The following is a 13,290-nucleotide window of genomic DNA, read 5'->3' on the forward strand; positions in this document are numbered from 1 at the left end:
TAGATCGCCAGCCCCGGAAAGGGCGGCTCCGGCTTAATCGCCGTTATTGCGGGACACCGCGCAGGCGTCCGCAGTCGGCCAACGGGCCGAGGTTCTCAGTTATCGTCCTCATGGGTAAGCGTAAAGCCCAGGCTGTCCAGCTTTGCCATGACTTCTTCCAGGCTCTTGCGGCCCAGATTGCGGACCTTCATCATCTCGTCCTCGCTCTTGCTGACAAGATCGCCGACGGTGTTGATGCCGGCGCGCTTGAGGCAGTTGAAGGAACGAACCGACAGATCCAGCTCCTCGATGGTCATCTCCAGTGCCTTTTCCTTACCCTTTTCGTCGTTTTCGACCATGATCTCAGTCTCGGCCGCCTCATCGCAGAGGTTGACAAACAGGTTCAGGTGTTCGGTCAGCACGCGCGCAGCCAGGCTCAGGGCCTCCTGTGCGGAGATGGTGGCATCGGTCCAGACCTCGATGGTCAGCTTGTCGTAATCCGTGATCTGACCCACGCGGGTATTCTCAACGGAATAGTTTGCCTTGAGAACCGGGGTGTAAATGCTGTCCACAGGCAGAGTGCTGATGTCGTTTTTCTCAACGATCGCCAGCTTGTTGCGCTCTGCGGGGACATAACCGCGGCCTTTGTCGAAGCTGATCTCCATCACGAGTTTGGCGCCCTCACCCAGCGTGGCAATATGCCAGTCGGGGTTCAGGATCTCGAGGTCATCGCCCTGCTTGATGCTGCCGGCAGTAACCTCACACGGGCCTGCGGCTTCCACACGGACGGTACGGGGACCTTCGCCGTAAATTTTGGCAGCGATGCCCTTCAGGTTCAAAACGATCTCGGTGACGTCTTCTTTTACGCCCTCGATGGTAGAGAACTCATGCACCACACCGTCGATCTTGACGCTGGTCACAGCCACGCCGGGCAGCGACGACAGCAGCACGCGGCGCAGGCTGTTGCCCAGCGTCGTGCCGAAGCCGCGCTCCAGCGGTTCTACGACGAACTTGCCATAACGGCCATCCGGGGAAAGGTTGACCATCTCGATCTTGGGGCGTTCAATCTCCATCATAAAAACCCTCCTTGATCAACCGGCACTGGCCGGTTTTGTCTGCCTGCCTGAATCCGCCGCAGCCTAAGCGGCTGCGGCTTTGCCTTGCAGCAAGCGTTCAGGCAGCCCGTTTGTGAAAAAACTCGTTCGGTGGCAGAGGATTACTTGGAGTACAACTCGACGATCAGGTGCTCCGCAACCGGCACATCGATGTCCTCACGGACAGGCAGCTTGGTAACGGTGCCCTTGAGAGCGCCCTTGTCGCGCTCGAGCCACTGGGGCAGCAGCACAACGGGAGCGTCCTCACCGGTCAGCTTGGAGAACTTGACGGAGGAACGGCTGGAAGCCGCAACCTCGACAACGTCGCCGGCCTTGACCAGGTAGGAAGGAATGTTGACCTTCTTGCCGTTGACGGTGAAGTGAGCATGGCTCACCAGCTGACGAGCCTCGCGGCGGGTAGCGGCAAAGCCCAGACGGTAAACCACGTTGTCCAGACGGCGCTCCACCAGGATCAGCAGGTTGTCGCCGGGACGGCCGGGCATACGGGTGGCCTTCTCGTAGTAAGAATGGAACTGACGCTCCATAATGCCGTAGACGAACTTGACCTTCTGCTTCTCGGCCAACTGAAGGGCATACTCGCTCTTCTTCTTTCTCATCTGGCCGCCAGGATTGCGATTGGTGTTCTTCTTCGCATAACCCATAACAGCAGGAGAAATACCCAAAGCGCGGCAACGCTTGGCGATCGGCTGTGTATTCTTAGCCATAAGTCAGTTTCTCCTTTCGATCAAATGCGGCGACGCTTGGGGGGGCGGCAGCCGTTGTGGGGAATCGGGGTGACATCGCGGATCATGGTGACCTCCAGGCCGGTAGCCTGCAGGGCACGGATCGCGCTCTCACGTCCGGAACCGGGGCCCTTGACATAGACCTCAACGGTCTTCATGCCATGCTCCATCGCGGCCTTGGCAGCAACTTCGGCAGCGCTCTGCGCGGCAAACGGAGTGCTCTTACGAGAGCCGCGGAAGTTCAGCGCACCAGTGCTTGCCCAGGAAACGGTGTTGCCCTGGGTATCGGTAATGGTGACGATGGTGTTGTTGAACGTGCTCTGAATATGAGCAGCGCCGGCACTGATATTTTTGCGTTCCTTCTTCTTAGTGCGGGTCTTTGCACTGGATTTCGTAGCAGCCATTTCAGTTCCTCCTTACTTCTTCTTGTTCGCGACAGTGCGCTTGGGACCTTTGCAGGTACGCGCATTGGTCTTGGTGCGCTGGCCGCGGCAAGGCAGGCCCTTGCGATGGCGGACGCCACGGTAGCACTGGATCTCAGTCAGACGCTTGATGTCCAGCGCGACGTTACGGCGAAGATCGCCTTCGACGATGATGTCATGCTTATCGATATAATCGCGGATCTTGGCCTCGTCATCGGCCGACAGATCTTTGACCCGGATATCCGGGTTGATCCCGGTGCCGGCGAGAATCTCGTCGGCCGTGCTCTGACCGATACCGTAAACGTAAGTCAGACCAACTTCGATCCGCTTCTCGCGAGGCAGATCAACACCAGCAATACGTGCCATAAAGCACCTCCATAATATACATCCCATGTCCTGTGTCGGGGCCTGCGCCGGGAATCTACGCACTTGGCCCCCTAGCGTGGGCAATTAGCCCTGACGCTGCTTATGCTTGGGGTTGACGCAGATGATCATCACGCGGCCTTTGCGCTTGATGACCTTGCATTTCTCACAAATGGGTTTCACGGAAGGTTTTACCTTCATGATGTTAACCTCCTTCTAAAAACCTAAACACCAGAGCGCTTACTTGGAGCGCCAGGTGATCCGGGCCTTGGTCAGGTCGTAGGGCGACATCTCCATCGTGACCTTGTCGCCGGGCAGGATGCGGATGAAATTGGTCCGCAGCTTGCCGGAGATGTGTGCAAGCACCGTGTGACCGTTGGGCTTGCCATCGCCGCCCATCAGCTCGACCTTGAAAATGGTATTCGGCATTGCCTCGCGTACGATACCTTCTACTTCGATGACATCTTCTTTAGACAAGGTGACAGCCTCCTCCTGAAGGTCCTCATCAGAGCGGATGCGCCGCATCGTAAGCGGCGATCGCCCCGCTGAGCAGTTGATCGCTTTCCAGAAGCGCGTTCTCAAGCACGGTGGCAGTGGGGGCCACATGCCTCATCTTCTTGCGTTTCGGCCGGGCAAGGGTGCGCAGATTTCCGTCTGCGAGAAGAAGCATCTGGCCTTCCACAGCCAGAATGGCAAGGGTGCGTTTTTTGTCGCGCCCTGCCTTGGAGCGCACCAAACGGCCTTTTACAAAGTCCATCCGGGTTCCTCCCAGCCGTGGGTCAGGATCTCCGGCCCTGACGTTGTGATGGCGATGGTATGCTCAAAATGAGCTGCCAGTCCACCGTCACAGGTCTTGACCGTCCATCCATCCGACAAGGTCTTTACCGCACAGGCTTTCTGATTCACCATCGGCTCGATGGCGATCGTCATGCCCGGCACCAGACGCGGCCCGCGGCCGGGGTTGCCGAAGTTGGGAACCTCAGGGTCCTCATGCAGGTCTTTGCCGACGCCATGGCCGACAAAGCTCCGCACGACCGAAAAACCGTTTTCTTCGACATAGCTCTGCACTGCGTGTCCCACATCGCCGATCCGGTTGCCCGCCTGGGCCGCTGCAATGCCGCGGTGGAGGGCTTCCTTGGTGACATCCATCAGACGCTGGGCTTCGCTGTCCACCTTGCCGCAGGCAAAGGTGCAGGCGTTGTCGCCATTGAAGCCGTCGATCTTGCAGCCGGTGTCAATCGAAACGATGTCGCCGGGGCGGATCTTCTGGCTGCGGCTGGGAATGCCGTGGATGACGGTGTCGTTGACGCTGATGCAGGCAGTGGCCGGGAATCCATACAAATGCAGGAAATTGGGCCGTGCACCGTGCCGCACGATAAAGTCGTAAATGATCTTGTCAATCTCCGCCGTTGAGATACCGGCTTCGATCGCTTCGCCGCCTGCTTTCAATGCAGCCGCGCTGATGGCACAGGCACGGCGCATGGCTTGAAGTTCAGCAGCATTTTTCACCTGGATCATGGAATGCTTACGCCTCCAAATGGTTGAGGATGTATGCGTTGGTGGCCTCGATGCTTCCCTGATCCGGGATGTCGAGCAGCTTGCCGCGCGCACGATAGTAATCTACGAGAGGCTCGGTCTGCTCATGGTAGGCCTTGAGGCGGTCGCGGACGGTGGCGGGTTCATCATCCTTGCGGGTGACGAGCTCACCGCCGCAGCGGTCGCACACGCCTTCCTTTGCGCTGGGTTTGTTGACGATATGGTAGCTGGCGCCGCACTTTGCGCAGACGCGGCGGCCGGCCATGCGCTTGACGATGAGCTCTTCATCGGCCAGGATGTTCAGAGCCTTGTCGATCTCAACGCCCATCGTTTCCAGGGCCTCGGCCTGAACGATTGTGCGGGGCACGCCGTCCAGAATGAAGCCGTTGGCACAATCCGGCTGCGCCAGGCGCTCCTTGACGATGCCGACGATGACATCGTCGGGCACCAGAGCACCGGCATCCATAAAGCCTTTGGCTTTCAGGCCCATCGGGGTGCCTTCCTTGACTGCGGCACGCAGGATGTTGCCTGTCGAAATAGCGGGGATATTCAACTTGTCACACAGAATTTCTGCTTGAGTACCTTTGCCTGCGCCCGGAGCGCCTAAAAGGATCAGTTTCATAGTAGTCCCCTTTCTTTCTTATCCTGTCTTATTCCAGGAAGCCTTTGTGATGACGAGAGGTCATATAGCCTTCCAGCGAACGACCAGTGTCCAGCGCGACGCCCACAACGATCAGCAGGCTGGTACCGCCAAGCTGGATCGAGACACCCGTGACGTTGCCCAGAACGATGGGCAGCACCGCGACGATGGCCAGGAACAGCGCACCGATCAGGGTGATCTTGTTCAGCGTCTTGACAATGAAGTCGCTGGTGGGCTTGCCGGGACGAATGCCCGGAATGGTGCCGTTATTCTTGCGCAGCTGGTTCGCAATGTCGACCGGGTTGTACTGGATCGCCACGTAGAAGTAGTTGAACGCAATGATAAGCAGCAGGTACACCACAATGTACACCCAGCTGGTGTAGTTGAAGGTGTGGAAGAAAACGTACCAGAAGGAGCCTTCCTCCAGGGGGAGGAATCCGCCGATCAGGCTGGGAATGCCGCACAGCGTCGATGCAAAGATGATGGGCATGACGCCGGACATGTTGACCTTGATGGGGATATAGCTGTTCTGGCCGCCGTACATCTTGCGGCCCACAACGCGCTTGGCATACTGGACGGGAATGCGGCGCTCGGCGTTGGTCAGGATGACCACGAACACCACAGCCACCAGGGCCAAAATCACGATGACAGGCAGGTAGATGTAGTACTGGCTCTGGCCGGAAGCAGCCAGGGTAAGCATGCTCTGCACAGAAGCCAGGACATCGGACCAGCGGGAAACAATGCCCGCAAAGATCAGCAGCGAAATGCCGTTGCCGATGCCTTTTTGATCGATCTGGTTGCCCATCCAGGTGACCAGCTGAGCGCCAGCGGTGAAGCACAGAACAATGACAATGGCGGAGAAGATTCCGCTGAAGCCATCGGTGTACTTCAGAGCGCCCATGCGGCGAATCACGAAGTAGTAACCGATCGAGAGAACCAGCGCGATACCCGCGCCGACATAGTTATTGATGCGGTTGAGCTTGCGGCGGCCCTGCTCGCCTTCCTTGGCGAGGTTCTCGAGGTAAGGGATCGCCACCGTCAGCAGCTGGACGATAATCGTCGCGTTGATATAGGGCTGAACGCCCAGGGCGAAGATCGTGCAGTTGGAGAGGTTGCCGCCGGACATCATATTGAGGTAGTTCAGCATGCTGCCAACCTCAAACATGCTGTCCAGGGCGTCAGCGGTGATGTTCGGCACCGGGATGGCGCTGCCCAGACGGAAGAGGACGAGGATCAGCAGGGTGAACAGCAAACGTTTACGCAGATCGTCGATCTTCCAGGCATTACGAAATGTCTCGAACACCTCAGATCACCTCTGCCTTCCCGCCTGCCTTCTCGATTTTTTCCTTGGCAGAAGCCGTGTAGGCGGAAACCTTGACGTTGACCGCCTTGGTCAGCTCGCCGTTGCCCAGGACCTTGACACCGTCCAGGGTCTTGGAGATGATGCCCTTCTCGAGCAGAGCAGCCTCGTCGATGGTAGCGCCGGCCTCGAACTTGTCGAGATCAGAAACCTTGACGATGACATACTTGGTCGCGAAGATGTTGTTGAAACCACGCTTGGGCAGGCGGCGCTGCAGCGGCATCTGGCCGCCTTCGAAACCAGCCTTCTTGACGCCGGAACGGGCTTTCTGACCCTTGTGGCCGTAGCCGGCAGTCTTGCCGTTGCCGGAGCCTGCGCCGCGGCCCTTGCGGGTGGGAGCAGTGTTTGCGCCCTTGGACGCTTTCAGTTCATGAAGCTTCATGCTTGCACCTCCTTGCGTTACAGCTTGGTCACGACGACCAGATGAGAGATCTTGGCGACTTTGCCTGCAGTAGCGGCATTGTCGGGCTGGACGGTCGTGTCGCCGGGGCGCTTGAGGCCCAGGCTGTGCGCGACGGCAGTCTGCTCCTTACCGCGGCCGTTCAGGCTCTTGGCAAGCAGGATGCTCAGGTTATTTTCAGCCATTTCAGTTCCCTCCTCAGCCCAGGATCTCGGCCACGGTCTTGCCGCGCTTGGCCGCGACGCTCTCGGCGTCGGTCAGGCCGCACAGACCATTGAAGGTCGCAGCAGTGACGTTGATCGGATTGTTGGAGCGCAGGCTCTTGGTACGGATGTCCTTGATGCCTGCAGCTTCCAGGACCGCACGGACCGGGCCGCCGGCGATAACGCCGGTACCGGGGGCAGCAGGACGCATCAGGACGCGGCCTGCACCAAAGACGCCGACGATCTCATGGGGGATCGTGGTGCCCTTCATGGCGATCTTGTGCATGTTCTTCTTGGCAGCGCTCTCACCCTTGCGGATGGCCTCGGGAACCTCGCCGGACTTGCCGACACCGTAACCGATGCTGCCCTTGCCGTCGCCAACGACGATCAGTGCAGCAAACTTCATAACGCGGCCGCCCTTGACAGTCTTGGAAACGCGGTTGATGGAGACGACCTTGGTGATCATGCCGTCATCTTGTTCTCTGTTTCTCTGCATGGCCATTGTATCTTCTCCCTCCTTACAGCTTCAGGCCGCCTTCGCGGGCGCCCTCTGCCAGAGCCTTAACGCGGCCGTGATATACGAAACCGCCACGGTCGTAGACGACCTCGGTGATGCCCGCAGCCAGGCACTTTTCCGCGATCTTGAGGCCAACCTTGTGGGCAGCCTCGACGTTTCCGCCGTAATCCTCAAAGTCCTTTTCCATCGTGGAAGCGCTGACCAGAGTCTTGCCGGCCACATCGTCGATGACCTGTGCGTAGATGTGCTTGGCAGAGCGGAAAACATCCAGGCGCGGGCGCTCAGCGGTGCCGCTGATCTTGCCGCGGACGCGGCGGTGACGGCGAAGACGAGCTTCGTTCTTATCAGCCTTATTGACCATAATGCTTCTCCCCTCCTATTATTTGCCTTTACCGGCTTTGCCTTCCTTGCGGATGACAAACTCGCCAACATAGCGGATGCCCTTGCCCTTGTAAGGCTCCGGCGGACGCTTGGAGCGGACTTCGGCCGCAAACTGGCCGACTTCCTGCTTGTCGATGCCGACGATGTTGAAATGCAGCGCGTCCTTGACCTCGATCTTGATGGTGTCGGTCTCGTCAACGTTGACCGGATGAGAGAAGCCCAGAGTCAGCACCAGGGTGCTGCCCTGCTTGGCGCAGCGGTAGCCGACGCCCTGGATCTCCATCTCTTTCTTGTAGCCCTCAGTCACGCCAACCACCATGTTGTGGATGTTGGAGCGGGTCAGGCCGTGGAGGCTGCGTGCCTCCTTCTCGTCATTGGGGCGGGTAACCAAAATTTCATTGCCCTCGACCTTGACGTTCATGAGGGGATGATATTTGGAATGCAGGCTACCCTTGGGGCCCTTCACGGTGATGGTGTGCTCGGCCTCGTCGATGGTCACATCCACGCCCGCGGGAATGACGATGGGTTTTCTTCCAATTCTCGACATTGTCTTAGTGCCCCTTTCTCTTACCACACAAAGGCCAGGACTTCGCCGCCGACATGAGCTGCGCGAGCAGCCTTATCGGTCATAACGCCCTTGGAAGTGGAGATGATTGCGGTGCCCAGGCCTTTCATGACTTTGGGCATATCCTCGCAGTTGGTGTAAATGCGCAGGCCGGGCTTGGAAACGCGCTTCAAGCCGGCGATGACCGGAGTACCATTCTCCTGGTACTTCAGGGTCAGGGTGATCATACCCTGCTTGTTATCCTCGGTCACTTTCATACCCTTGATGTAGCCCTCGTCAACCAGGATCTGGCAGATTGCCTTCTTCAGGTTGGAAGCAGGAACGTCCACGGAAGGGTGTTTGGCAGTGCTGGCATTGCGGATGCGGGTAAGCAGGTCCGCGATAGGATCGGTGATTTGCATGCCACTAACCTCCTTAGGTTGTGTTTCTTGATTTGGTTTGTTCTCAGGTCTTTCGGCCGGGGATTACCAGGACGCCTTCTTGACGCCGGGGATCTCGCCCTTGTAGGCCAGCTCGCGGAAGCAGATACGGCAGATGCCGTACTTGCGCAGGTAAGCGTGGGGACGGCCGCAGATCTTGCAGCGGTTGTACGCACGGCTGGAGAACTTGGCAGGACGCTGCTGCTTGAGCTTCATAGAAGTTTTTGCCATTTTTGTTCCTCCCCTTCTCAGTTGGCGAACGGAGCGCCCAGAGCCTTCAAGAGCTCCTTGGCTTCCTCGTCGGTCTTGGCCGTGGTGACAAAGCAGATGTCCATGCCGCGGATCGCGTCGACCTTGTCGAAGTCGATCTCAGGGAAGATGATCTGCTCTTTCAGGCCGCAGGCGTAGTTGCCGCGTCCGTCGAAAGAGTCGCCGGAGATGCCGCGGAAGTCACGAACACGGGGCAGAGCCACGTTGAACAGACGATCCACGAACTCGTACATACGGTCGCCGCGCAGGGTGACCTTGGCGCCGATGGGCATGCCCTGGCGCAGCTTGAAGTTTGCAACGCTCTTCTTGGCCTTGCAGACAATGGCCTTCTGGCCGGTGATCTGGCCCAGATCGTTGACGATGGCGTCGATAATCTTGACGTTCTCTTTGGCTTCGCCGGCGGCGACATTGATGATGACCTTGTCAAGCTTGGGGATCTGCATCACGCTCTTGTAGCCGAACTTCTTGTTCAGGGCGGGAGCGATCTCGTTGACATACTGTTCTTTCAAACGTGCCATGATTCAAACTCCTTCCTTACAGTTCAGCGCCGCACTTGCGGCAGACGCGGACGTTCTTGCCGTCCTTGACGGAATGGCCAACGCGGGTCGGCTTGCCGCACTTGGGGCAGACCGGCATGACCTTGCAGGCGTAGATAGCGCCCTCGGCCTTAACGATGCCGCCCTGCTCGCCCTGACGGCGGGGCTTGACGTGCTTGGTGACCATGTTCAGGCCCTCGACAATGACCTTGCCCTCTTTGGGAGAGGTCTGCAGGACCTTGCCGGTCTTGCCCTTGTCCTTGCCGGAGATGATCATAACGTTGTCGCCGGTTTTAACATGAAGATTGTTCATTCTATTAAAACCTCCTTACAGCGATTCGGGAGCCAGGCTCAGGATCTTGGTGAAGCCGGCATCGCGCAGCTCGCGAGCGACGGGTCCAAAGATACGGGTGCCCTTGGGGCTCTTGTCGGCCATAACGATAACAGCAGCATTCTCGTCGAAACGGATGTAGCTGCCGTCATCGCGGCGCAGGCCGTGCTTGGAACGGACGATGACAGCCTTGACCACATCGCCCTTTTTGACGGTGCCACCGGGCGCAGCCTTCTTGACGCTGCAAACCACGATGTCGCCGATGTTGGCATATCTCTTGCGGGTACCGCCCAGTACACGGAAGCACATTAACTCCTTGGCACCGGTATTGTCGGCAACTTTGAGATAAGTTTGCATCTGAACCATCTTTCAGGTCCTCCTTTCAAAGTACCAGGCTTGGATTATTTCGCCTTTTCAATGATCTTGACCAGGCGCCAGTTCACGTCCTTGGAAAGTTTGCGGGTCTCCATGATCTCAACACGATCGCCGATGCCGGCTTCGTTGTTCTCATCATGAGCCTTGAACTTCACGGTGCGCTTCAGGATCTTCTTGTAGAGGGGGTGCTGGACGCTGTCGCGGACTGCGACGACGATGGTCTTGTCCATCTTGTCGGAAACGACAACACCCACACGGGTCTTTCTCAGATTGCGTTCCATTGTTTAACCTCCCTCTTACGCGTTCTTGGCATTGTTCTCCGCCATAACGGTCATCACACGGGCGATGTCCTTCTTGACGGTATCAATGCGGATGGGGTTATCCAACTGGTTGATGGCGTGCTGAAAGCGCAGGTTGAACAGTTCCGCTTTCAGATCCTTGAGCTTCTTGTTGAGCTCAACGTCGGTCATATCGCGCAGCTCGTTCGCTTTCATTCAGCGTCATCCTCCTTCACGGTGTCAGGCTCTTCGCGCTTGACAAATTTGCAGCGGATCGGCAGCTTGTTGGCTGCCAGGCGCAGCGACTCGCGAGCGGTCGCTTCGTCAACCTCCGCGATCTCAAACAGAACGCGGCCCGGCTTGACGACGGCCACCCAGTATTCCGGGCTGCCTTTACCGGAGCCCATACGGGTGCCGGCGGGTTTCTCGGTGACGGGCTTGTCGGGGAAGATCTTGATCCAGACCTTGCCGCCACGCTTGATATAACGGGTCATGGCAACACGGGCCGCCTCGATCTGGTTGGAGGTGATCCAGGCCGGCTCCAGGGCGACCAGGCCGTACTGGCCCTGGTTGACCTTGTTGCCGCGCATGGCCTTGCCGGTCATGCGGCCGCGCTGAACGCGGCGGTATTTAACACGCTTCGGCAGTAACATTACTGTTTGCCTCCTTCCTTCTTGGCAGCAGGCTTCGCGCCCTTCAGGATCTCACCCTTGTAGATCCAGACCTTGACGCCGACCTTGCCGTAGGTGGTGTTGGCCTCGGCAAAACCGTAGTCGATGTCGGCACGCAGGGTCTGCAGGGGGATGGTGCCCTCGTGATAGCTCTCGGTGCGGGCGATGTCAGCGCCAGCCAGACGGCCGGAGCAGGTGACCTTGATGCCCTTGGCGGGAACGCCGTTGCGGGGCTGCATGGCGTTGCGGATGACCTGCTTCATAGCGCGGCGGAACGCGATACGGCGCTCCAGCTGAGAAGCCACATCCTCAGCAACCAGCTGAGCATTGGTGGTGATGCCCTTGACCTCGACGATGTTGAGGTTGACATTCTTGCCGGTCATCTTGGCGAGCTGAGCCTCGAGCTTGGTGCTCTCAGCGCCGCCCTTGCCGATGACGATACCGGGCTTTGCGCAGAAGACGCTGACCTTGATGCGGGGAGCGCCGGACTGGCTGTCAACGGTACGCTCGATCTCGATCTTGGGAACGCCAGCAGAGTAAAGCTGCTTTTTCAGGGTCTTGCGGATCTTGTAATCCTCGACCAGGGTGTCGCCGAATTCCTGCTTAGAGGTAAACCAGCGGCTGTCCCAATCTTTGATAACGCCCACGCGCATGCCATGGGGATTGACTTTCTGGCCCATTAGTGTTTACCTCCTTACGCTTTCTCTTTCAGGACGACAGTCATGTGGCTGGTCCGCTTGAGGATGCGGTACGCACGGCCCTGGGCGCGCGGCATGATGCGCTTGAGCGTGGGGCCGGGGCAGACATAGCACTCTGCCACATACAGGTTGTTGCGATCCATGTTGAAGTTGTTTTCCGCATTGGCGGCAGCAGAATTCACCAGCTTGAGAAGGGGCTCGCAGGCGGCCTTCGGGGTGTACTGCAGAATCGCCAGCGCCTCGTCCAGGGGCTTGTTACGGATGAGATCCATCACGATAGAAACCTTGCGAGGACTGATGCGGGCGTAACGGAGAATTGCCCGAGCTTCCATTTATAAGTTCCTCCTCTCTTACTTACCGGTGGTCTTGCCACTGGTATGGCCGGTGAACTTGCGGGTGGGCGCAAACTCGCCGAGCTTGTGGCCAACCATATCCTCGGTCACGTACACAGGCACGTGCTTGCGGCCGTCATGCACAGCGAAGGTGTGGCCGACAAAATCGGGGAAGATGGTGGAGGAACGGCTCCAGGTCTTGATAACGCTCTTTTTGCCGCTCTCGTTCATAGCTTCGACTTTCTTCAGCAGAGAAGGCAGGACGTAAGGGCCCTTTTTCGTGCTTCTGGACATATTTCGTTTCCTCCCTTAACCGTTGGCGCGCTTGACGATGAACTTGTCGGAGCGGGCATGATGTTTGCGAGTCTTGAGGCCCAGAGCCGGCTTGCCCCACGGGGTGCGCGGGCTGCTGTGACCAACGGGAGCGCGGCCCTCGCCGCCGCCGTGCGGGTGATCGCAGGGGTTCATGACGGTGCCGCGGCTGCCGGGACGAACGCCCATGTGACGCTTGCGGCCGGCCTTGCCCAGGTTGACGTTCTCATGGTCAACGTTGGAGACGATGCCGATGGTGGCGATGCAGTTCAGACGAACGTTGCGCATCTCACCGGAAGGCAGACGAACCAGAGCGTAACCGTTCTCCTTGGCCATCAGCTGAGCCATGACGCCGGCGGAACGAACCAGCTGGCCGCCCTTGCCGGGGTAGAGCTCGATGTTGTGGATCATGGTACCAACGGGGATGTTCTCAAAGGGCAGTGCGTTGCCGGGCTTGATGTCCGCGTTGGGGCCAGCCATGATGGTGTCGCCAACCTTCAGGCCGTCGGGAGCCAGGATGTAGCTCTTGACGCCGTCGGTGTACTCGACCAGGGCGATGAAGGCGGAACGGTTGGGATCGTACTCCAGGGTCTTGACGGTCGCGGGGACGTCAAACTTGTTGCGCTTGAAGTCGATCACACGGTACTTGGTGCGGTTGCCGCCGCCGTGATGGCGGACGGTGATGCGGCCGGTGTTGTTGCGGCCGGAATGCTTCTTCATAGGCTCCAGCAGGCTGCGCTCGGGCGCGACCTTGGACAGCACGCTGTAATCGGTGACAGTCATGCCGCGGCGGCCCGGGGTAGTCGGCTTGTACTTTTTGATAGCCATCGTAGTACTCCTTTGTTTATCTTATGAATTTTTATCG

At 58.4% G+C, this 13,290-nt stretch carries 27 protein-coding genes; all 27 read right to left on the reverse strand.

Annotated features, from left to right (window positions below):
- Positions 1-95: 95 nt before the first annotated feature.
- Positions 96-1,055 carry a DNA-directed RNA polymerase subunit alpha gene (locus INF35_RS09735; RefSeq protein ID WP_193501969.1) on the reverse strand — a complete coding sequence of 320 codons (960 nt, stop codon included), beginning with the start codon at positions 1,053-1,055 and terminating at the stop codon, positions 96-98.
- Between the two features lie 140 nt (positions 1,056-1,195).
- Entirely contained in the window at positions 1,196-1,798 is a 603-nt protein-coding gene (rpsD, locus tag INF35_RS09740; protein WP_193501971.1) for a 30S ribosomal protein S4, read from the reverse strand.
- A gap of 20 nt (positions 1,799-1,818) precedes the next feature.
- On the reverse strand, positions 1,819-2,220 hold the full coding sequence (rpsK, locus tag INF35_RS09745) for a 30S ribosomal protein S11 (protein ID WP_193501973.1): 402 nt from the start codon (positions 2,218-2,220) through the stop codon (positions 1,819-1,821).
- Positions 2,221-2,232: 12 nt separating this feature from the next.
- Positions 2,233-2,604, reverse strand: a complete 372-nt coding sequence (gene rpsM, locus INF35_RS09750; protein ID WP_193501975.1) for a 30S ribosomal protein S13 — start codon at positions 2,602-2,604, stop codon at positions 2,233-2,235.
- A gap of 84 nt (positions 2,605-2,688) precedes the next feature.
- Entirely contained in the window at positions 2,689-2,802 is a 114-nt protein-coding gene (rpmJ, locus tag INF35_RS09755) for a 50S ribosomal protein L36 (RefSeq protein WP_193501977.1), read from the reverse strand.
- A gap of 39 nt (positions 2,803-2,841) precedes the next feature.
- Entirely contained in the window at positions 2,842-3,078 is a 237-nt protein-coding gene (gene infA / locus INF35_RS09760) for a translation initiation factor IF-1 (RefSeq protein WP_193501979.1), read from the reverse strand.
- Positions 3,079-3,106: 28 nt separating this feature from the next.
- Positions 3,107-3,358 (reverse strand): KOW domain-containing RNA-binding protein, encoded by a 252-nt coding sequence (locus INF35_RS09765; protein WP_193501981.1) that lies wholly within the window; start codon positions 3,356-3,358, stop codon positions 3,107-3,109.
- The gene (gene map / locus INF35_RS09770; protein ID WP_193501983.1) at positions 3,346-4,119 is read right to left on the reverse strand and encodes a type I methionyl aminopeptidase; all 774 of its coding nucleotides are present in this window, start codon (positions 4,117-4,119) and stop codon (positions 3,346-3,348) included. The genes INF35_RS09765 and map overlap by 13 nt, the downstream gene beginning before the upstream one ends.
- A 7-nt stretch (positions 4,120-4,126) precedes the next feature.
- A complete protein-coding gene (locus tag INF35_RS09775; RefSeq protein ID WP_193501985.1) occupies positions 4,127-4,759 on the reverse strand; it encodes an adenylate kinase in 633 nt (210 codons plus the stop codon).
- Between the two features lie 28 nt (positions 4,760-4,787).
- Complete coding sequence (gene secY, locus INF35_RS09780) at positions 4,788-6,080, reverse strand: preprotein translocase subunit SecY (protein WP_193501987.1); 1,293 nt, start codon at positions 6,078-6,080, stop codon at positions 4,788-4,790.
- A gap of 1 nt (position 6,081) precedes the next feature.
- Positions 6,082-6,519, reverse strand: a complete 438-nt coding sequence (gene rplO / locus INF35_RS09785; protein WP_193501989.1) for a 50S ribosomal protein L15 — start codon at positions 6,517-6,519, stop codon at positions 6,082-6,084.
- 17 nt (positions 6,520-6,536) lie between these two features.
- On the reverse strand, positions 6,537-6,722 hold the full coding sequence (gene rpmD / locus INF35_RS09790; protein WP_193501991.1) for a 50S ribosomal protein L30: 186 nt from the start codon (positions 6,720-6,722) through the stop codon (positions 6,537-6,539).
- 13 nt (positions 6,723-6,735) lie between these two features.
- Complete coding sequence (gene rpsE / locus INF35_RS09795; protein ID WP_193501993.1) at positions 6,736-7,242, reverse strand: 30S ribosomal protein S5; 507 nt, start codon at positions 7,240-7,242, stop codon at positions 6,736-6,738.
- A gap of 16 nt (positions 7,243-7,258) precedes the next feature.
- Positions 7,259-7,618 carry a 50S ribosomal protein L18 gene (gene rplR / locus INF35_RS09800; protein WP_193501995.1) on the reverse strand — a complete coding sequence of 120 codons (360 nt, stop codon included), beginning with the start codon at positions 7,616-7,618 and terminating at the stop codon, positions 7,259-7,261.
- Positions 7,619-7,636: 18 nt separating this feature from the next.
- The gene (gene rplF / locus INF35_RS09805; RefSeq protein WP_193501997.1) at positions 7,637-8,185 is read right to left on the reverse strand and encodes a 50S ribosomal protein L6; all 549 of its coding nucleotides are present in this window, start codon (positions 8,183-8,185) and stop codon (positions 7,637-7,639) included.
- Positions 8,186-8,205: 20 nt separating this feature from the next.
- Positions 8,206-8,604 carry a 30S ribosomal protein S8 gene (gene rpsH, locus INF35_RS09810; protein WP_193501999.1) on the reverse strand — a complete coding sequence of 133 codons (399 nt, stop codon included), beginning with the start codon at positions 8,602-8,604 and terminating at the stop codon, positions 8,206-8,208.
- A gap of 63 nt (positions 8,605-8,667) precedes the next feature.
- Positions 8,668-8,853, reverse strand: coding sequence for a type Z 30S ribosomal protein S14 (locus tag INF35_RS09815; protein WP_193502001.1), 186 nt, complete (start codon positions 8,851-8,853; stop codon positions 8,668-8,670).
- Positions 8,854-8,870: 17 nt separating this feature from the next.
- Positions 8,871-9,410, reverse strand: a complete 540-nt coding sequence (gene rplE, locus INF35_RS09820) for a 50S ribosomal protein L5 (RefSeq protein ID WP_193502003.1) — start codon at positions 9,408-9,410, stop codon at positions 8,871-8,873.
- 16 nt (positions 9,411-9,426) lie between these two features.
- On the reverse strand, positions 9,427-9,741 hold the full coding sequence (rplX, locus tag INF35_RS09825; protein WP_193502005.1) for a 50S ribosomal protein L24: 315 nt from the start codon (positions 9,739-9,741) through the stop codon (positions 9,427-9,429).
- 15 nt (positions 9,742-9,756) lie between these two features.
- Positions 9,757-10,125: a 50S ribosomal protein L14 gene (rplN, locus tag INF35_RS09830; RefSeq protein WP_007047286.1), complete on the reverse strand. Its 369-nt coding sequence runs from the start codon at positions 10,123-10,125 to the stop codon at positions 9,757-9,759.
- Between the two features lie 35 nt (positions 10,126-10,160).
- The gene (gene rpsQ, locus INF35_RS09835; RefSeq protein WP_193502007.1) at positions 10,161-10,415 is read right to left on the reverse strand and encodes a 30S ribosomal protein S17; all 255 of its coding nucleotides are present in this window, start codon (positions 10,413-10,415) and stop codon (positions 10,161-10,163) included.
- A 15-nt stretch (positions 10,416-10,430) separates the two neighbouring features.
- The gene (rpmC, locus tag INF35_RS09840) at positions 10,431-10,628 is read right to left on the reverse strand and encodes a 50S ribosomal protein L29 (protein ID WP_193502009.1); all 198 of its coding nucleotides are present in this window, start codon (positions 10,626-10,628) and stop codon (positions 10,431-10,433) included.
- A complete protein-coding gene (rplP, locus tag INF35_RS09845) occupies positions 10,625-11,065 on the reverse strand; it encodes a 50S ribosomal protein L16 (RefSeq protein WP_193502011.1) in 441 nt (146 codons plus the stop codon). Before rplP ends, rpmC begins: the two co-directional genes overlap by 4 nt.
- Complete coding sequence (gene rpsC / locus INF35_RS09850) at positions 11,065-11,763, reverse strand: 30S ribosomal protein S3 (RefSeq protein ID WP_193502013.1); 699 nt, start codon at positions 11,761-11,763, stop codon at positions 11,065-11,067. The genes rplP and rpsC overlap by 1 nt, the downstream gene beginning before the upstream one ends.
- 14 nt (positions 11,764-11,777) lie before the next feature.
- The gene (rplV, locus tag INF35_RS09855) at positions 11,778-12,113 is read right to left on the reverse strand and encodes a 50S ribosomal protein L22 (RefSeq protein WP_193502015.1); all 336 of its coding nucleotides are present in this window, start codon (positions 12,111-12,113) and stop codon (positions 11,778-11,780) included.
- 18 nt (positions 12,114-12,131) lie between these two features.
- Positions 12,132-12,407: a 30S ribosomal protein S19 gene (gene rpsS / locus INF35_RS09860; protein WP_193502017.1), complete on the reverse strand. Its 276-nt coding sequence runs from the start codon at positions 12,405-12,407 to the stop codon at positions 12,132-12,134.
- A gap of 15 nt (positions 12,408-12,422) precedes the next feature.
- Positions 12,423-13,253 carry a 50S ribosomal protein L2 gene (gene rplB, locus INF35_RS09865; RefSeq protein ID WP_193502019.1) on the reverse strand — a complete coding sequence of 277 codons (831 nt, stop codon included), beginning with the start codon at positions 13,251-13,253 and terminating at the stop codon, positions 12,423-12,425.
- Between the last annotated feature and the right edge of the window lie 37 nt (positions 13,254-13,290).

It is taken from the genome of Gemmiger gallinarum (assembly GCF_014982805.1).
In the GTDB taxonomy this organism is placed as follows: Bacteria; Bacillota; Clostridia; order Oscillospirales; family Ruminococcaceae; genus Gemmiger; species Gemmiger gallinarum.